This window comes from Vibrio sp. KUL80 (assembly GCF_059725495.1).
The window spans coordinates 336945-354149 of the sequence record NZ_AP045841.1 but is presented as its reverse complement, the minus strand read 5'-3'; the positions used below and the strand labels follow the sequence as shown (position 1 = coordinate 354149).

Genomic DNA, 17205 nt, shown 5'->3' with positions numbered 1-17205 from the left:
ATATAATCCCCTGCCCATTTCCCCATGCCATGAGGTTTTCGTGTCCAAGAAGTTGATATTTAGTTTAGTGCTGCTTGCTTCGCCGGCGATCTATGCTGAAGAGTTCACGCCTTCTGGTGACAACGAAGACACACCACCCTCACCTCTAAAAACTGAAGTCGAGTTTGGCTATCAGGCGCACTCAGGTAATACCGACTCTCAATCGCTAAACGCTCGTGTTGGCGCTGAATATACTGAGGGTAGACACCGTACCAATGGTGAGTGGAAGTACTATCAATTGTACAAAAATGGGGAAGAGGACAAGAATCAACAAAACTATTTGCTGCAGAGCGACTATAAGTTGGGCCCAAGGACCTATCTATACGGAAACTATAACGGTTTTACATCTCGCTACAGCTCTTACTTTGAAGACCATACAGTTTCGGGCGGTTTTGGTTACCAGTTATTTAATACAGATTCAGTTTTGCTTGAAGCCGAATTTGGTCCAGGCTTTCGTTATCAAGAGCCTAACGTTGATGAAATCGATGATGATGAGATCATTTTCAAGGATATTGTGAAAGAAGCCATTGTGCGCGGTAACATTAATTTCTCTTGGAACCCACTGGATAACCTAACAGTCGCCACCAAACTTACCGTCACTGCAGGTCAAAGCAACACGCGTATGGATACGGAGTTAAACGTCACCAACGACATTACCGAGACCATCGCCCTTAAGCTTGCTTATGACAGTAAATACCATACCAAGGTACCTAGCCCTACCTTAAGCAAACGCGATTCAATCTTTACTGTTAATCTACTTTTCGCTTTCTAGCTTTCTTAGCTTTCTATCAAAGACAAACTCGGTCTTGCACTAATAGAAAATGAGCAAAAAAAAAACACCAGCCGAGGCTGGTGTTTTTCGTGTTCTTGTAACTGAAATTACTCAGCAGCAACAACTTGTAGTGCGATTTGCGCGAAAACTTCAGAGTGAAGTTGAACGCTGATCTCGAACTCACCAGTTGTACGTAGAGCACCTTCAGGAAGGCGAACTTCGCTCTTAGCAACTTCAACGCCTGCAGCAGTGATTGCGTCAGCGATGTCACGAGTACCGATAGAACCGAATAGTTTGCCTTCGTCACCAGCTTTAGAAGCGATAACAACAGCTTCTAGAGCGTTAACTTTTTCAGCACGAGCTTCAGCAGCAGTTAGTTGCTCAGCAACTTTAGCTTCTAGTTCAGCGCGACGAGCTTCGAACATTTCAACGTTAGATTTAGTTGCCATTACAGCCTTACCTTGTGGGATAAGGAAGTTACGAGCGTAACCAGATTTAACATTAACTGTATCGCCAAGACCACCTAGGTTACCGATTTTATCAAGTAGAATAACTTGCATTGTTTAATCCTCTTTTCTAAACGGTGCCGATTACTGATGCTTATCAGTGTACGGAAGTAGAGCTAGGTAGCGTGAACGCTTGATAGCGCGCGCTAGCTGACGCTGATATTTAGCGCTTGTACCAGTGATACGGCTAGGTACGATTTTACCAGCTTCAGTGATGTAGTTTTTAAGAGTTGCTACGTCTTTGTAATCAATCTCTTGAACGCCTTCTGCAGTGAAACGGCAGAATTTACGACGACGGAAGAAACGAGCCATGGGCTATCTCCTGATCTAAATTAAAGTCTTGATGTCGGTAATGGATAACCACTACCAAGTACTAAGTGAGTAACGAATTACTCTGCAGATGCTTCTGGCTTAGCTTCTGTACGCTCTTCACGACGTGGAGCACGCTCAGAACGCTCTTCTTTCTGCTTAAGCATGATAGAAGGCTCAGTAACAGCTTTTTTAGTACGCATGATCATGTTACGTAGAACTGCATCGTTGAAACGGAAAGCAGTTTCTAGCTCATCAATAGCTTCTTGTGGAGCTTCAACGTTCATTAGAACGTAGTGAGCTTTGTGAAGCTTGTTGATTGGGTAAGCCAGTTGACGACGACCCCAGTCTTCTAGACGGTGGATAGTACCGTTAGCTTCAGTGATAGAACCAGTGTAACGCTCGATCATGCCAGCAACTTGCTCGCTTTGATCAGGGTGCACCATGAATACGATTTCGTAATGACGCATTGGTTGCTCCTTACGGATTATTAGCTTCCACGTTTGGCTCGGTCGTCCAGAGGAAGCAAGGAACTAATAAAAAAGACCGAGAATTAAGGACCGCGAATGTTACAGAAAGGGCGGGCAATAAGCAAGCAATTTTAGAGGTGAAACAACCACGGAAATTATGCAGTGCTGCTTAGGTGCAAAAAGCCTTGCTATTCATCAGCATAAATCTTCACCGTTAATGCCCCATCCACGCCAACAGAGGCTCGATACATGCCAGAACTGTTCATCGCAAAGTGGACATCGCCGTTGGCATCAATGGCGATCAAGCCGCCCTCTCCGCCCATCGTTTTCAGCTCACCTTGAATAATGGTCTCAGACGCCGTGTGTACATCTTCATCAAGATAACGCATGCGTGCTGCCACCTCTCCCGCCACCGTTTTGCGAATAAAATACTCGCCCATACCTGTGGTTGAAACCGCGACATTATTGTTCTCAGCGTAGGTACCCGCACCTATGATGGCGGTATCACCCACACGACCATATTTCTTATTGGTTACACCGCCGGTACTGGTCGCTGCGGCGAGGTTGCCCTGCTTATCAAGCGCGACCGCACCGACTGTGCCGTATTTCTTATCATCGGGGTATTTGGATTCTGATAGCGCAAACAGCCCTTTTTCTTTCATCGATTGAAGCTGTTCATAGCGCCTCTCAGTAAAGAAGTAATCTTGTTCGGTGTAGTCATGACCTTGTTCAAAAGCAAACTTTTCCGCGCCTTCGCCAATTAAGAGCACGTGATCACTATCGCGCATCACATCACGAGCAAGCGCAATCGGGTTTTTGATATGCCTTACGCCCGCCACGGCACCCGCATCTTGCTGCGCGCCGTGCATCACAGATGCGTCCATCTCCACCATCTCGTCGTGCGTCAATACCGAGCCTTTACCCGCGTTAAAATGGGGCGAATCTTCCATCACCTTTACCGCTGCAACCGTGGCATCGAGAGCATCACCTCCTGCTTCAAGAACCGCAGCGCCTGCCTGTACCGATTTGCTCAATGCATCAAGTATCTCTTGCTTGAGCTCATCACTCATCTGCGTTTTTAAAATCGTACCGGCACCACCATGAATAGCGATAGCAAAAGGCTGAGTCATACATCACTTCCTTATTATTCGTTCTGTTTCCAAGTACTATAAACGACAAAGGCCTCCCAATGGGAGGCCTTTGAAAAGCGTGTGATTAGTGAGAACCACAACCGCCGCCACCGCAGCAACCGTCTTCTTTCTTCTCACCGTGGCCTTCGCCACCACAACAGCCACCTTCTTCACCGTGACCTTCGCCGCCACAGCAGCCGCCGTGCTCAGCTTTGTGAATGTGACCGTGCTCGATTTCTTCTGCTGTTGCTTCGCGAAGTGCTACCACTTCAACGTCAAACGTAAGCGTTTGGCCCGCTAGCATGTGGTTACCATCAACCACAACTTCATCGCCATCTACCTCTGTAACTTCTACAGGGATTGGACCTTGGTCAGTATCCGCTAGAAAACGCATACCTACTTCAATTGTGTCAACGCCTTGGAATACGTTAGCTGGAACACGCTGAACTAGCGCGTCATTGTGCTCGCCGTACGCTTCTTCTGGAGAAACAGTTGCAGTGAACTTGTCGCCTGCTTCTTTACCTTCAAGTTCCTTCTCTAGGCCAGTGATTAGGTTGTTATGGCCGTGTAGGTAATCTAGAGGTGCTTCTACAGTTGCTTGGTCAACAACCACACCGTCTTCAGTTTTTACTTGGTACGCTAGGCTTACTACTGCGTTGTTAGCAATTTTCATGGATACTCCAAAGGATTGGCACTAAGACTAGACATTTGACTTCGCCTAATCTTATAAAAACAATGCCGCCGTTAGGCGGCGTGTGAGCATATTATGGGGATAGAAAATAGAAACTCAATCATTCCGGCTTAAAAATGCCGATTAATTCTTCATCACTTCGTTCAGATTTTTCTACAGCTTTAGGGGTTCGCTGCTCAGTGAACTCGCAATCTACGCACTCTACCCACTCAACATTGTTTTCGATCCACCAGCGTAGGCTGTCTTGTGTGGAACATTTCGGGCAGCTTGCCCCTGCGATAAATCGTTTCTTAATACTGCTCATGTTACTTCCTACTATCCAGACGACGCTCGTCACCTAATCCCAAAAGTTTCGGGACTGGCGGTCGTTTTCCATTTCACGGCCAAAGATCTCTTCGAGCTCTTTACGAGCTTCTTTTGAGCGCTGCGCCAGTTCTTTGTCTTCACTGTGTTGCGGCAACAGCTCCTTGAGCATGGCATTATCCAGTTTTTTAAAGTGCGCTTCTGCGCGTTTGGCCTCATAAGGGTGAAATCCTAGCTCAATCAGCGCCTGACGCCCTAAGTCAAGCGCCCCTAAGAAGGTCTCTCGAGAATAGCGATCCACACCATGGTTGATTAACTGATACGCTTCTACGCGGCTGCGAGCTCGCGCCAGCACCTTAAGCGACGGGAAGTGCTGATGACACATATCCACCACTTCCATAATCTCTTCTGGAGAATCCGTGCAGACGATAATGGCTTCCGCTTTGTGGGCACCTGCTGCCCTTAATAGGTCTAGCTGTGTAGCATCACCATAAAACACCTTATAGCCGTACTTTCGCAGCAGATGAATTTGGCTCGCGTCACTCTCTAGTACGGTGATTTTGACCTTATTGGCGTACATCAAGCGACCAACAATTTGTCCGAAGCGACCGAAGCCCGCAATGATGACTCGTGGCTGCCTATCTTCAACATCGGTTTTAATGGTGGTTTCTTGCTCTTGATTCAGCGATCTCTCAAACCACTTTTTCTGTCCCATCAAAAGCAGTGGCGTGGTCACCATGGATAAGCTCACTACGACTAGCAGGAAAGCCGACTCTTCAGCAGGCAACAGACCCTGAGCACTGGCAGCAGTGAAAATAACGAAAGCAAACTCACCACCTTGACTCAAAATAGCCGCCATCTTACTGCGCGCTTTCGGGCGAATACCAAATAGACGCGCCAACACGTAAAGCAGCAAGCCTTTGATAACCACTAGAGAAACAACCGCAAGTAGAACCTTAAGTGGTTCAGAGACCAGTAGCCCTAAATTGACTGCCATGCCCACAGCGATAAAGAATAGGCCCAGCAATAGACCTTTGAAGGGCTCAATAGCTATCTCTAGCTCGTGGCGATACTCACTCTCTGCAAGTAGCACCCCAGCTAAGAAGGTGCCGAGTGCCATCGATAAACCCAGCTTTTGCATGAAGGCGGCAATACCCACCACCAGCAGCAGCGCCGCCACGGTAAACAGCTCACGTACGCCGCTCATCACCACATAGCGAAATAATGGTCGAATGAGGTAATGACCACCAACGAGCAGTCCGAGCACACCCGCTAACATCCACAGAATGTCATCCCAGTTACCTGCTGTGTTACCTGCCAGTACCGGAAGCAGCGCCAACATTGGGATCACGGCGATATCTTGAAATAGCAGTACTGCAAAGCCAGACTGACCCGTTTCGCCGCCCGCCAATCCTTGTTCTTCTATCACCCGCAGTGCAATCGCAGTGGAAGAGAGTGCTAGCGCCATCCCTATGGCTAAGCTTGTCTGCCATGTGAGTCCAAACAGCGAGGCGATGGCGGACAAGACTAAGGTAGTGACTAACACCTGCGCGCCACCAAGGCCCAGTATCGGTACCCGCATTTGCCACAGCTTCTTGGGATTTAGCTCGAGACCAATTAGAAACAGCAGCAGCACCACGCCAAATTCAGCAAAGTGAAGGATCTCATCCACATCACTAATGAGACCGAGCCCCCATGGACCAATCGCCACACCCGCCAGCAGGTAACCCAGCACACTTCCTAACCCAAAGCGCTGGGCAATCGGCACAGCCACCACCGCCGCCGAAAGAAATATCACGCTGCTCTGTAGAAAATCATTCGCCATTGCCATCAGCCGCCTCCTTTACCGTCAGCGACGACATCATCAAAGACTCATCGAAGGGGTGCATTAACCACTGCCTATAAAGCTCGGCATGCTGATAGCGATCCATGTCATCCACACGGCGAGACCAGTAGAGAACCAACGGCTCCATCCAGTGCATTTTGCACAAGGCTGCGCTCAGCTCAAACGGCTGCAATATCTGCTCAAGTGGGTACTTGTTGTAGCCAGACTGGCTAAAGGCCGACTCTTTACCGCCTGTCGTGATCACGCTGCGCCAATACTTGCCTTCCAACGCACAATCATCACCAAACGCAAAGCCTTTGCCCAGCACTCGGTCAATCCACTCTTTGAGCAGCGATGGGCAGGAATACATATAAAGTGGATGCTGAAACACAATCACATCGTGATCAAGTAGCATCTGATGCTCAGCATTGACGTCAATAAAGAAATCAGGGTACAGGGCATACAAATCACGCAGGGTGACATTATCCAGTGACTGGATTTTCTTGAGCATCACCTGATTGGCGATAGAGTTTTGCGGCTCTGGGTGCGCATAGATCACCAGAACTTTTGGGGATTGGTTTGAGTGTTGTAATTCTGACGTCATTCCTTGAAAACCATCTCCATACTTACGGCTTCGTAAACTGCTCTCTCGTAACATCGAGAGTCAGTCACTCTTGTTTACCCTAATCTTTAAGGGTAGACAGTGATGATTGTTATTGAAATCATTCTGTTTTTGTTATCAGTTTGTTCCATCATATACCAAACTTCACCGTTCGTGCAGGTTAGTTTGCCTCTGATTGCCTTGCTATTTATGACTTCTCACAAGGGATAATGATCGACATTTCGCTGCTTTCCCCATAGTATTCGTGGGTCGAAATTTCAATCACTAGCTAGTTGTTTCCTTATGATCACCTTCTCTGATATTCAATTGCTTCGCGGCGGTAAACCACTGCTCGATCAAGCCTCTGCCACCATTCACCCTGGTGACAAAGTGGGTCTAGTCGGCAAAAACGGTTGTGGTAAATCCACTCTTTTTGCGCTGCTCAAAGACGAACTCTCCATTGATGCAGGCTCTTTTAGTCAGCCAGCCCATTGGGAGCTCGCTTGGGTTGCACAGGAAACCCCAGCACTAGAGCGAACCGCGATTGAATACGTAATTGATGGCGATCGTGAGTATCGTGCACTGGAACAAAAGCTGGTCGACGCTGAGCAGCAAGACAACGGCACTCTGGTTGCTGAACTGCATGGCAAAATCGAAGTCATTGGCGGCTACAGCATCCGTGCTCGCGCAGCAGAGCTTCTAGATGGTCTTGGTTTTAGCCAAGAGCAGATGACGTGGAATCTGACCCAGTTCTCGGGTGGTTGGCGTATGCGCCTTAACCTCGCGCAGGCGCTATTGTGCCGCTCAGATCTACTGCTGCTCGATGAGCCGACCAACCACTTGGACTTAGACGCCGTCATGTGGCTTGAGCGCTGGCTACAAAGCTACCCAGGTACACTTGTCTTGATCTCGCACGACCGAGACTTCCTTGACCCAATCGTCGGCCGTATTATCCATATCGAGAATCAACTGCTAAACGAGTACACAGGCAACTACTCGTCGTTTGAAGAGCAGCGCGCGCAAAAACTCATCCTGCAACAGGCTCAATACCAGAAGCAGCAAAAGCAGATGTCGCATATGCAGAAGTACATCGACCGCTTCCGCTACAAAGCATCGAAAGCACGCCAAGCACAAAGCCGTATTAAAGCACTAGAGCGTATGGAAAAAGTGCTGCCTGCTCAGTTTGATAATCCATTTAGCTTCGAGTTCAGAGAGCCTGCGGCACTGCCAAATCCAATCATCATGATGGATGACGTTTCGGCGGGTTACGATGACAACATCATTCTTGAGAAGATCCGTCTAAATCTGGTTCCAGGTAGCCGAATTGGTCTATTGGGTCGTAACGGCGCGGGTAAATCCACGCTGATCAAACTGCTGTCAGGCGAGCTTGGGGCCAAAGGGGGCGATCTTAATTACTCTCAAGGCGTTAAGATTGGTTACTTTGCCCAGCACCAACTAGAAACCCTGCACCCAGAAGAGACACCGCTGCAACACATGATGCAGATCGCACCGCAGCATACCGAGCAGCAGCTTCGTGACTATTTGGGTAGCTTTGGTTTCCAAGGGGATAAAGCGCTTGAAAAAGTCGCGCCGTTCTCTGGTGGCGAGAAAGCCAGACTGGTATTAGCGCTTGTCGTGTGGCAAAAGCCAAACCTATTGCTGCTCGATGAACCGACCAACCACCTTGATCTGGATATGCGCCAAGCCTTAACGCTTGCACTGCAAACCTTTGAGGGTGCCATGGTCATCGTCAGCCACGATCGCTACCTACTGCGCGCCACCACGGATGACTTGTACCTAGTGCACGACCGTCAGGTAGCGCCATTTAATGGTGACTTGGTGGACTACTATAAGTGGCTGACCGAACAACAAAAGATCGAGCGTAAAGAGGCTCAAGCCAATGAGCCAGACAAAACCTCCAATAACAGTGCAGCAGCAAAGAAAGAGCAAAAACGTAAAGACGCCGAGTTTCGTAAGCAAACCGCGCCAATTCGCAAAACACTGACAAAGCTTGAGGAAAAAATGGATAAGTTATCCGCCCTCATCGCTGAGGCAGAGGAGCAATTGTCTGATACTTCTCTGTATGATGCGGAAAATAAAGCTAAACTCAATGAAGTACTTGCCAAGCAAGCCTCCAGCAAATCCGAACTTGAAGAAGTCGAAATGGACTGGATGGCGCAGCAAGAAGTTCTTGAGCAGATGGAACAGGAATTCAATCAGTCATGACCCGCGAGCACGCATCTTCAAACCTCACTTTTGATCACCTATGGCAGTTCAGTCTGCAATACTATGGGGTGCGTGAGGTAAAAGAGGCGTGCTTAAATCTGCAAAATCACTACCACGGCAACGTCAATCTGCTGTTGCTACTGAAGTGTCTGGACGAACAGGCACTTCGCTTCAATGCCGAGGATTGGCATCATGTTCAATCCTGTCTCGGTCGCACGGAAAAACTGCTGCATCAATTTCGTGATATTCGCCGCCAACTCAAACACAGTGTGGTTGATAGTCTCTATCGTGAAGCGCTTGAGTTTGAACTTAGCCTTGAGAAGCAGCAGCAATCCGACCTTGTTGATTGCATTAATGCGTTAACGCTCAGTCCGCAGCAAGGTGAAGCACTCGTACTCGGCTACTGTCGCCAACTTGGCGCTGAGCATCTAAGGCTTGTCTTCGCCAAACCCGTCAGCGAACTCGCTACCAAATAAACACCACACATGACGCAGTAAGCAGCGCCATACTGGAGTTAAAGCGGCGCCACGCAGTCGGTGTGGCCAGCCAGCGGCGAATAAAGGTGCCAAAGCCTACCCATACCGACGACGTTTGTATCTGAACCAGCAAAAAGATCACCGATATCCCCACCAGCGACCACCAATAGTAGTCACCGCTCAATGCAAACGAACTCACGGCGGTGACCGACATCACCCAAGCTTTTGGGTTCAAATATTGAAATGTCATGGCTTCAAAGCAGGTCATAGGTTTGGCTTTGCTATCAGACTCTCCTTTGTTGATCCCAGCGGTGAGAATTCGCCAAGCCAAATATAGCAAATAGGCGCTGCCCAGCCATTTGAGAACTTCTTGAATCATAGGGTAGGTTTGGAAGATCACGCCGAGACCGGCACCATTCAACAAGATCAAGCTGATCAGACCTAGGCCAATCCCAAGAAAGTGCGGGATCGATCTAACATAGCCAAAATTAGCGCCCGACGCCGTTAACATGACATTGTTAGGACCCGGCGTCCCCGTCATGACCACTGCGAATAGTGCCACTGATAGCAAAAATGACCAATCCATCCTTTTTCTCCTATTGCTACAAAATTGTATCGGTACAATTTTCACAAATACGTTGATTTATTGTTAATGCGAGCTCAAAATAACCCTAACAAAGCCATAAATCAGACGCAAAGGATTTATTGTCACCATGACAATCGAGACAATTACCGTATTCAAGCAAGATCCAGCGCCGATCTACAAGCAGATCGCCGATCAGATCGCCACGATGATCGAAGAGGGCGATCTTAAAGCAAACAGTAAGCTGCCCACCCATCGCTGGCTGGCAGACAAGCTCAATGTCACGGTAGGCACGATTACCCGAGCCTATGCGGAGGTAGAACGAAGGGGCTTGGTGGAAGCTAAAGTCGGCGCGGGCACCTATGTCTCCGATACCAATAAACCAAGCTGGGTGTTCGAGCAAAGCACAGTGGCACAAGGCGAAATGAATTTTGGCTATAACATTCCGCCTCTGCTCGACAGAGGCGATATGCTGAAACAAGCCATGCAGCGTATCTCAAGCTCGAACTCGCACCTCAACCAGTTGATGCTCTATCAACCACCCGCTGGACTTGATGCACACCGCAGCACTGTCGCCAAATGGCTCAATGAAAAAGGCATCAAGCTCGCCGCACATCGAATGTTGTTTAGTTCAGGCGCTCAGCATGCGATTCAAATGGTGCTCGACACCTTCACTCGCGCAGGCGATACCGTCTTAGTCGAAAAGTACACCTACCCTGGCGTGATCAGCTTGGCGCGTCAGAATCAGTTGACGCTCAAAGGCGTAGATATGGATGAGTTCGGTATCACGCCAGAGTCTCTAGAGGTTTGCTGCCAACGCTACTCTCCGCGTTTTATCTACTTAACGCCAACGCTGCAAAACCCAACCACCGCCATTATGCCTGAAGAGCGCCGCCGCGATATCTTGCGTATCTGTGAGTCCTATGATGTCTACGTGATTGAAGATGAAATAAACGGCCTGCTGTTAGAAAAAGCCCCAGCGCCCATGGTGAACTTCGCGCCTGAGCGGGTTATCCATATTGGTGCTTTCTCAAAGTGTCTCGCACCGGGTTTGCGAGTGGGTTATATGAGCGCTCCAGAAAAGCTTTATCAGCACCTCGTGATGACACTGCAAAACCATAGCTGGATGATAAGCCCGCTGCTCACGGCCCTAACCTGTGAGATGCTGACCTCAGGTGATGCCGAGCGCAACCTCACCATCATTCACAATGAGATGAAAAAGCGTATCGCTGTTGCAGTAGACGCACTGAGTGAGTTTAACCTTCGTTACCAGCAAGGTGGGTTTCATGTTTGGCTAACTCTACCTGAGCACTGGCGACTGAGTGAGTTCGTCAGCAGAGCGGCAGAGCAAGGGGTTATCGTCAAATCAGGCGAGCTGTTCGCACCTCCTGGCGGTTCAGTCGCGCCTGCGGTGCGCCTGTCGCTGAGCTCACCTCAAACGATCGAGCAGCTACAATTAGGCGTAGATACTTTAAAAACATTACTACTATCCAATCCCGTAAGTGAATTTACGTTATGAGCAGCAAACACTTTATCGCCGCCAAAGGGCTAGCCAATCCACACATCCAAACGCTTATCCCACGCTTTGTGCGCCGCAAAGCTTTGTTTGAGCCAATTTGGGAAACACTCGACACCCCAGATGGGGATTTTGTCGAGTTGGCATGGAGTGAAGATCCCCATGGAGAAAGTGCCCAAAGCAAGCCTGTGTTCATTCTATTCCATGGCTTAGAAGGCTGCTTTTACAGCCCCTACGCCAACGGTCTGATGCACGCGTTCGCTAAGCAGGGTTGGCTGTCTGTCATGATGCACTTTCGCGGCTGTGGGCCGAACCCAAATCGACTTGCCAGGGCTTATCATTCCGGTGAGATTGGTGACGCAAGACAGTTCATTGAGCTTTTGGATCATCGTTACCCAAATAGTAAAAAGGTTGCCATAGGCGTTTCCCTTGGCGGCAATATGCTCACCAACTATCTTGCTCACTATGGCAATGATACTAAGCTGGATGGTGCGACCGTCATCTCTGCCCCGCTCGACCTCGCAGCGTGCGCGAGACGTATAGAGCAAGGCTTCTCCAAGGTCTATCGCTCTTACCTGCTCAGCTCAATGAAAAAGAATGCGCTTAACAAACTTCATCTACTGAGTGAAGTTCTCGGGCTGACCGAAGAGCGCATCAAGAACATGAAAAAACTCTACGAGTTCGATGATTTGATCACAGCACCTCTGCATGGGTTCAAGGGTGCCGATGACTATTATCAGCGCTGCTCTGGTCTACCTCGCCTACGAGAAATCGCGGTACCGACTCAGTTTATTCATGCCAAGGATGACCCCTTTATGACACACGAGGTCATTCCAACCTTTACACTTCCAAACCATATCGACTACCAGTTGCTTGAACGTGGTGGTCATGTCGGCTTTATGACTGGCAGTCTCAGGCGCCCGCGTTTTTGGCTAGAAGAGACCCTGCCAAGTTACTACCAGCATCTGATTGACTAGCCGAAAAGAGCAACCACTCCCTTTGTGAATCAGCAATGGTATAATCCTGCGGTCATAGAATTGAGAGGTATTTATGATCATCCCATGGCAACAAATTGATGCAGATACGCTGGACAACCTTATTAAAGAGTTCGTGCTGCGCGAAGGCACCGACTATGGTGAGTCGGAAGTGTCGCTAGACGACAAGATTCGCCATGTTCGCAGCCAACTCGAAAGCGGAGAAGCCGTCATCGTGTTCTCTGAGCTGCACGAGACTGTCGACATTAAATCTCGTCGCTCGTTGTAATTTTTCGGTAGCGATGTAAGTAACTGCTATATTGAAAGGCTATTGAACTGAAATTGGCCCATAAGGTCTAACTCCTTATGTGAGTTAGCAAATTTATAACGACAATTACAAATACACAGGAAGTGTTATGTCAGCAAAACACCCGATCATTGCTGTAACGGGCTCCTCTGGAGCTGGAACGACAACAACGTCAGAAGCATTCCGCAAGATGTTCAACATGATGAGCATCAAGCCCGCGTTTATTGAAGGTGACAGTTTTCACCGCTTTACTCGTCCAGAGATGGATATCGAGATCCGCAAGGCGAAAGAGCAAGGCAAACACATCAGTTACTTTGGTCCTCAAGCCAACGACTTCCCTGCTCTAGAAGAGTTTTTTCGCAACTATGGGCAAAATGGTACGGGGCAGTTTCGCCGCTACCTGCATACCTTTGATGAAGCCGTACCCTACAATCAAATGCCAGGCACCTTTACCCCATGGCAAGACCTGCCAGAAAATAGCGATGTGCTGTTTTATGAAGGCCTGCATGGTGGCGTCGTCGACGGTGATGTGAATGCCGCTCAGCACGTTGACCTGCTGATTGGCATGGTGCCTATCGTTAACCTCGAGTGGATTCAAAAGTTCGTGCGAGATACCCGTGATCGCGGTCACTCAAGAGAAGCGGTCACCGATTCGATTGTTCGTTCAATGGATGACTACTTAAGCTATATCACGCCACAGTTTTCACGCACTCACATCAACTTCCAGCGTGTACCCACCGTCGATACCTCCAACCCGCTCAACGCTAAAGGCATTCCGAGCTTGGATGAAAGTTTTGTGGTAATTCGCCTGCGTGGTATCAAGAATGTCGACTTCCCTTACCTGCTCGCCATGATTGATGGCTCGTTTATGTCTCGCCACAACACCATAGTGGTCCCTGGGGGTAAGATGAGTTTTGCGATGGAATTAATCGTCAGGCCAATACTTCAACAGCTCATAGAAACCGGCAAAATAGGTTAGGTTTTGTGAGCCGAATCTCGATGATTTTTTATACCGTGATCATGTGCACAGTTTTGTATAGATAAATGGGCTTATGACACGATTAAAATCAAGAAAAGTGGCGCAAAAAAGGATACTATTTCTTTGAAACAGAAGATCGCTTGCGCCATCTTCAAAGTGCTTTTATGCTAGTAAGTCTTAACAAACGGGCTTGCTAACAAATATGGAAAGCAGCAAGCATACCCTGCAGAGGAAGTAAGATATATGGTTCTAGGTAAACCTCAAACCGACCCAACGTTAGAGTGGTTCCTTTCACACTGCCACATTCACAAGTATCCATCGAAGAGCACGCTAATCCACGCGGGCGAAAAAGCAGAGACGCTTTACTACATCGTAAAAGGTTCTGTAGCGGTACTTATCAAAGATGAAGAAGGCAAAGAGATGATCTTGTCTTACCTTAACCAAGGTGACTTCATTGGTGAACTAGGCCTGTTCGAAGAAGACCAAGAACGTACAGCATGGGTACGAGCAAAATCACCTTGTGAAGTTGCGGAAATCTCATTCAAGAAGTTCCGTCAGCTTATCCAAGTTAACCCAGACATTCTAATGCGCTTATCTGCTCAGATGGCAAGTCGTCTACAAGTGACTAGCCAAAAAGTAGGTGACCTAGCGTTCCTAGACGTAACGGGTCGTATTGCACAGACGCTACTAAACCTAGCGAAACAACCAGATGCAATGACTCACCCAGACGGCATGCAAATCAAGATCACTCGTCAAGAGATTGGCCAAATCGTTGGTTGTTCTCGTGAAACAGTAGGTCGTATTCTTAAGATGCTAGAAGAGCAGAACCTAATTTCTGCACACGGTAAAACTATCGTGGTTTACGGTACTCGCTAAGAGCGCGTCGCAAGATTTAAAAAGCCACCTTCGGGTGGCTTTTTTGTTTTTATATTGTCACCCCTGCGCAGGCAGGGGTCTTCTTAAAGCGCACACCAAGCCTCGAGTAGATTCCTGCCTACGCACTGAGGGATCCCCATTTTTCAGAACAACGGTTGGTCGATAATTCTCAGATAGTTTTTTGAGAGTATCGCCAACCCACTGCTAAATAATCGAATCAACTGTGCTTTGCTTGTATCTAATATCATGTTTTTGGTTAGCGTTAGGAATGACAAAACACGTTTTGATTTAGTCGTATTTGCTTGATATTTTTGATTAATACCTTTCCTTTCAGACGCAAAACCGATCACCCATAAAACGAGAGTTGCGATACAAGCAATCAAACAAAGTATGGAGATCCGCTCTGAGTTCTGTGTCTGGCTGTGGTGCCAAGAAAACCCATAGCGTTGGCTTTTATCATCCCTAAAGTTTTGTTCGATTTGCATTCTTTTGCTGTAGTAAATCACAGCTTTCATTGGACTTAACTTCGAGTCGTTGGTTACTAATATCCAAGGCTCTTTCGCAATGGACTTATATGTCCTTTCTGCGTCAGGATAAATACCTTTGTTTCGTTGTTTTATCTTATGCCGGTTTTTTGCTTTCCCCTTGTAGCTAACAAAAGAGCACGATACTTGGCTCTTCGATGTTTTTCCAAGTAACCCATCACCCAGCTTTTTAGCCTTTATGTTCGCATTTTTTCCAAGCTCTGAAACTGAACACCATGAGCTACCATCAACTTTTCCAAAAATCCGACCACGTACTCGACCGAGATAATACCAGCCGAGGCTCTCTATTTTTTTGAACCACGGTGTCTTAAATCCGCCATCTGTGACGATATAGACAGTTTTGTTGGCGGGAAGCATCGTAGCTAAAACGTCGAGAAATTGATTATGGATATGTTCCTTCTCTTGGTTGTCTTGCGTCACGACCGTGTTGTAGATAGGAATGGCCCTACCATCTACTAGCAAGCTAGCTCTTAGAAGCCAATGTTCACGGTTACAACACCCACTCCAATCTACTGCAACCACATAGCACGGAAGCTTAGCGAATAAGCCTTTGAACAAGGCTCGATAAATACTATCTCGTTCACTATGGAGTTTTTGGTTACCGAGAAGTCTATCGATACGTTTGATTTTGTGTTTAACGGAGGTTAAGCCTTCGAGACAACGACCGATAGCCGTCAGACTCAACTCATTAGAACGAATAAGTGCGTTACTAGCGGTCAGTAATGAATTTACCCTAGCTTGATTGAAATCAGCTAGAGATTGGTGGAGGGTTTTGTGGCAAAATTTAGTAATAAGCATGGCATCGTGAGTTGTACTTTTGTTTTTTGGCGATTACATAAGATCACAACTCGCCATGCTTGTCATTTTTTGGGGATTCGTCAGTGCCTACGCAGGAATGACGCGTGTTGAAAGTACTTTTAACCCCAAATTATCGTCACCTCTGCGCAGGCAGAGGTCTTCTTCAAGCGCGCACTAAGCCTCAATACTCGGGCGCACGACCAGTGGAATGACGAGCGTTGAGAGTACTTCTAACCCCAAATTATCGTCACCCCTGCGCAGGCAGGGGTCTTCTTAAAGCGCGCACCAAGCCTCAAGTAGATTCCTGCCTACACAGGAATGACGCGTGTTGAAGGGATGACGAGTTTTGAGAGTACTACTAACCCAAAACTATCGTCACCCCTGCGCAGGCAGGGGTCTTCTTTAAGCGCGTACCAAGCCTCGAGTAGATTCCTGCCTGCGTAGGCGCACGGCTAATGGAATGACGGCGCTGTGGGGTTTATCGTTACTGATGCGTACTCTCAAAAATTTTGTCCGCCGATGCAGCAACAAAACCTTGGTAGTAACTGCCATCGGCTAACTGATAGCGCTTAGCAAACTCATAGAAGCCACCAGGAATCACCTGGTCACCATCAGTAAATGCCACGGACACTTTGTCTGCCATCGTCGAGGATTGCTCCAAAAGAACCTCTGGTGAGCCTTTTACCTCACCACCTGATTCATTTATCGCAAACCCTGCATCACGAAGGTGCTGGTTTACACCAACAACCTCTGCAAAGCGATCAAGCTGGTTCACGCTCACCGTAAAGTGATTCGCGCCATAACCATGAGCGGCAAGCCATGAGGCATACTCGCTCTCTTGTGCCAGTGTTTGGAAGTCTTGATAGCTTAGATCCCACAAGCGGCCACCATATAAGAACTCAGCAGAAGATAGCTTAGCGCTGTCCACCTGAGCCACTAGCTTAGCCACGATATCTTGTAGCGATTTAGAGCACTCTTCTACTCGCAATTCACTGATAAACACCTTAGGAAGCAAAGCGTCGCTATGCTCCAGGTGAATCGCAGTCAGCTTTTTGGATTCAAAGTCGTATTGACCACTCACCTCGTAACCAAGGTCTAGAAACGGCTTAGCCAGCGTGTCGATACCCAGCGGTGCGACATTAAAGGTTCGCAGAGCAATATGGTCATTGATTAGAGACTCATCTTCTCTCAGCAAGTCATGAACCTTGTGAGCTGAAGGACATAAGCGAGTAATGTAGTCTTGCCACAAATGGCCAAATAACGCGTCAACAGTCATAAC

The 17205-nt window shown here is 48.0% G+C and carries 19 protein-coding genes; 8 read left to right on the top strand and 11 right to left on the bottom strand.

Features of this window, described 5'->3' with window-relative positions:
- Positions 1-40: 40 nt before the first annotated feature.
- Positions 41-811, top strand: a complete 771-nt coding sequence (locus tag AC6I8U_RS01595) for a DUF481 domain-containing protein (RefSeq protein ID WP_234495086.1) — start codon at positions 41-43, stop codon at positions 809-811.
- Between the two features lie 107 nt (positions 812-918).
- Here AC6I8U_RS01595 and rplI read toward each other — a convergent pair whose 3' ends face one another.
- From rplI to kefG, 8 genes are all read right to left on the bottom strand, one after another.
- On the bottom strand, positions 919-1371 hold the full coding sequence (rplI, locus tag AC6I8U_RS01590) for a 50S ribosomal protein L9 (RefSeq protein ID WP_042477246.1): 453 nt from the start codon (positions 1369-1371) through the stop codon (positions 919-921).
- Between the two features lie 30 nt (positions 1372-1401).
- Complete coding sequence (gene rpsR / locus AC6I8U_RS01585; protein ID WP_000090472.1) at positions 1402-1629, bottom strand: 30S ribosomal protein S18; 228 nt, start codon at positions 1627-1629, stop codon at positions 1402-1404.
- Positions 1630-1706: 77 nt separating this feature from the next.
- Positions 1707-2096: a 30S ribosomal protein S6 gene (gene rpsF, locus AC6I8U_RS01580; RefSeq protein WP_042477242.1), complete on the bottom strand. Its 390-nt coding sequence runs from the start codon at positions 2094-2096 to the stop codon at positions 1707-1709.
- Positions 2097-2284: 188 nt separating this feature from the next.
- The gene (locus AC6I8U_RS01575) at positions 2285-3226 is read right to left on the bottom strand and encodes an isoaspartyl peptidase/L-asparaginase family protein (RefSeq protein WP_252012649.1); all 942 of its coding nucleotides are present in this window, start codon (positions 3224-3226) and stop codon (positions 2285-2287) included.
- Between the two features lie 85 nt (positions 3227-3311).
- On the bottom strand, positions 3312-3899 hold the full coding sequence (gene slyD, locus AC6I8U_RS01570) for a peptidylprolyl isomerase (RefSeq protein WP_042477236.1): 588 nt from the start codon (positions 3897-3899) through the stop codon (positions 3312-3314).
- A 118-nt stretch (positions 3900-4017) separates the two neighbouring features.
- Complete coding sequence (locus AC6I8U_RS01565) at positions 4018-4221, bottom strand: YheV family putative zinc ribbon protein (protein ID WP_042477233.1); 204 nt, start codon at positions 4219-4221, stop codon at positions 4018-4020.
- A 33-nt stretch (positions 4222-4254) separates the two neighbouring features.
- Positions 4255-6051 carry a glutathione-regulated potassium-efflux system protein KefB gene (gene kefB, locus AC6I8U_RS01560; protein ID WP_498017580.1) on the bottom strand — a complete coding sequence of 599 codons (1797 nt, stop codon included), beginning with the start codon at positions 6049-6051 and terminating at the stop codon, positions 4255-4257.
- Positions 6035-6649, bottom strand: a complete 615-nt coding sequence (gene kefG / locus AC6I8U_RS01555) for a glutathione-regulated potassium-efflux system ancillary protein KefG (RefSeq protein WP_498017579.1) — start codon at positions 6647-6649, stop codon at positions 6035-6037. The genes kefB and kefG overlap by 17 nt, the downstream gene beginning before the upstream one ends.
- Positions 6650-6949: 300 nt before the next feature.
- Here kefG and AC6I8U_RS01550 point away from each other — a divergent pair, with 300 nt between their 5' ends.
- Together AC6I8U_RS01550 and AC6I8U_RS01545 are read left to right on the top strand one after the other, a co-directional pair.
- Positions 6950-8872, top strand: coding sequence for an ABC transporter ATP-binding protein (locus AC6I8U_RS01550; protein WP_234495082.1), 1923 nt, complete (start codon positions 6950-6952; stop codon positions 8870-8872).
- Positions 8869-9348 carry a TIGR02444 family protein gene (locus AC6I8U_RS01545; protein ID WP_498017578.1) on the top strand — a complete coding sequence of 160 codons (480 nt, stop codon included), beginning with the start codon at positions 8869-8871 and terminating at the stop codon, positions 9346-9348. The genes AC6I8U_RS01550 and AC6I8U_RS01545 overlap by 4 nt, the downstream gene beginning before the upstream one ends.
- Here the strand turns inward: AC6I8U_RS01545 and AC6I8U_RS01540 are convergent.
- Complete coding sequence (locus tag AC6I8U_RS01540; protein ID WP_498017577.1) at positions 9338-9934, bottom strand: LysE family translocator; 597 nt, start codon at positions 9932-9934, stop codon at positions 9338-9340. The two genes, AC6I8U_RS01545 and AC6I8U_RS01540, sit on opposite strands and share 11 nt — an antisense overlap.
- A 127-nt stretch (positions 9935-10061) precedes the next feature.
- Here AC6I8U_RS01540 and AC6I8U_RS01535 point away from each other — a divergent pair, with 127 nt between their 5' ends.
- The 5 genes from AC6I8U_RS01535 (at position 10062) to crp (ending at position 14583) form a co-directional block, all read left to right on the top strand.
- Complete coding sequence (locus AC6I8U_RS01535) at positions 10062-11450, top strand: aminotransferase-like domain-containing protein (RefSeq protein ID WP_498017576.1); 1389 nt, start codon at positions 10062-10064, stop codon at positions 11448-11450.
- Entirely contained in the window at positions 11447-12424 is a 978-nt protein-coding gene (locus tag AC6I8U_RS01530) for a hydrolase (protein WP_498017575.1), read from the top strand. Before AC6I8U_RS01535 ends, AC6I8U_RS01530 begins: the two co-directional genes overlap by 4 nt.
- 73 nt (positions 12425-12497) lie before the next feature.
- Positions 12498-12710 carry a YheU family protein gene (locus tag AC6I8U_RS01525; RefSeq protein ID WP_498017574.1) on the top strand — a complete coding sequence of 71 codons (213 nt, stop codon included), beginning with the start codon at positions 12498-12500 and terminating at the stop codon, positions 12708-12710.
- Positions 12711-12837: 127 nt separating this feature from the next.
- Positions 12838-13707, top strand: coding sequence for a phosphoribulokinase (locus AC6I8U_RS01520; protein WP_042477219.1), 870 nt, complete (start codon positions 12838-12840; stop codon positions 13705-13707).
- A gap of 243 nt (positions 13708-13950) precedes the next feature.
- The gene (crp, locus tag AC6I8U_RS01515; protein ID WP_004410522.1) at positions 13951-14583 is read left to right on the top strand and encodes a cAMP-activated global transcriptional regulator CRP; all 633 of its coding nucleotides are present in this window, start codon (positions 13951-13953) and stop codon (positions 14581-14583) included.
- 143 nt (positions 14584-14726) lie between these two features.
- On the opposite strand, the gene AC6I8U_RS01510 is transcribed toward crp, so the two are convergent.
- A complete protein-coding gene (locus tag AC6I8U_RS01510) occupies positions 14727-15926 on the bottom strand; it encodes an IS4 family transposase (protein WP_498017573.1) in 1200 nt (399 codons plus the stop codon).
- Between the two features lie 484 nt (positions 15927-16410).
- Entirely contained in the window at positions 16411-17202 is a 792-nt protein-coding gene (locus AC6I8U_RS01505) for a DUF1338 domain-containing protein (protein ID WP_498017572.1), read from the bottom strand.
- Positions 17203-17205: the final 3 nt, after the last annotated feature.

Excerpts from the sequence above, each read along its gene's own strand:
- rplI (WP_042477246.1), bottom strand. The coding sequence starts at position 1,371 with ATGCAAGTTATTCTACTTGATAAAATCGGTAACCTAGGTGGTCTTGGC.
- rpsR (WP_000090472.1), bottom strand. The coding sequence starts at position 1,629 with ATGGCTCGTTTCTTCCGTCGTCGTAAATTCTGCCGTTTCACTGCAGAA.
- rpsF (WP_042477242.1), bottom strand. The coding sequence starts at position 2,096 with ATGCGTCATTACGAAATCGTATTCATGGTGCACCCTGATCAAAGCGAG.
- AC6I8U_RS01575 (WP_252012649.1), bottom strand. The coding sequence starts at position 3,226 with ATGACTCAGCCTTTTGCTATCGCTATTCATGGTGGTGCCGGTACGATT.
- slyD (WP_042477236.1), bottom strand. The coding sequence starts at position 3,899 with ATGAAAATTGCTAACAACGCAGTAGTAAGCCTAGCGTACCAAGTAAAA.
- AC6I8U_RS01565 (WP_042477233.1), bottom strand. The coding sequence starts at position 4,221 with ATGAGCAGTATTAAGAAACGATTTATCGCAGGGGCAAGCTGCCCGAAA.
- kefB (WP_498017580.1), bottom strand. The coding sequence starts at position 6,051 with ATGGCAATGGCGAATGATTTTCTACAGAGCAGCGTGATATTTCTTTCG.
- kefG (WP_498017579.1), bottom strand. The coding sequence starts at position 6,649 with ATGACGTCAGAATTACAACACTCAAACCAATCCCCAAAAGTTCTGGTG.
- AC6I8U_RS01550 (WP_234495082.1), top strand. The coding sequence starts at position 6,950 with ATGATCACCTTCTCTGATATTCAATTGCTTCGCGGCGGTAAACCACTG.
- AC6I8U_RS01545 (WP_498017578.1), top strand. The coding sequence starts at position 8,869 with ATGACCCGCGAGCACGCATCTTCAAACCTCACTTTTGATCACCTATGG.
- AC6I8U_RS01540 (WP_498017577.1), bottom strand. The coding sequence starts at position 9,934 with ATGGATTGGTCATTTTTGCTATCAGTGGCACTATTCGCAGTGGTCATG.
- AC6I8U_RS01535 (WP_498017576.1), top strand. The coding sequence starts at position 10,062 with ATGACAATCGAGACAATTACCGTATTCAAGCAAGATCCAGCGCCGATC.
- AC6I8U_RS01530 (WP_498017575.1), top strand. The coding sequence starts at position 11,447 with ATGAGCAGCAAACACTTTATCGCCGCCAAAGGGCTAGCCAATCCACAC.
- AC6I8U_RS01525 (WP_498017574.1), top strand. The coding sequence starts at position 12,498 with ATGATCATCCCATGGCAACAAATTGATGCAGATACGCTGGACAACCTT.
- AC6I8U_RS01520 (WP_042477219.1), top strand. The coding sequence starts at position 12,838 with ATGTCAGCAAAACACCCGATCATTGCTGTAACGGGCTCCTCTGGAGCT.
- crp (WP_004410522.1), top strand. The coding sequence starts at position 13,951 with ATGGTTCTAGGTAAACCTCAAACCGACCCAACGTTAGAGTGGTTCCTT.
- AC6I8U_RS01510 (WP_498017573.1), bottom strand. The coding sequence starts at position 15,926 with ATGCTTATTACTAAATTTTGCCACAAAACCCTCCACCAATCTCTAGCT.
- AC6I8U_RS01505 (WP_498017572.1), bottom strand. The coding sequence starts at position 17,202 with ATGACTGTTGACGCGTTATTTGGCCATTTGTGGCAAGACTACATTACT.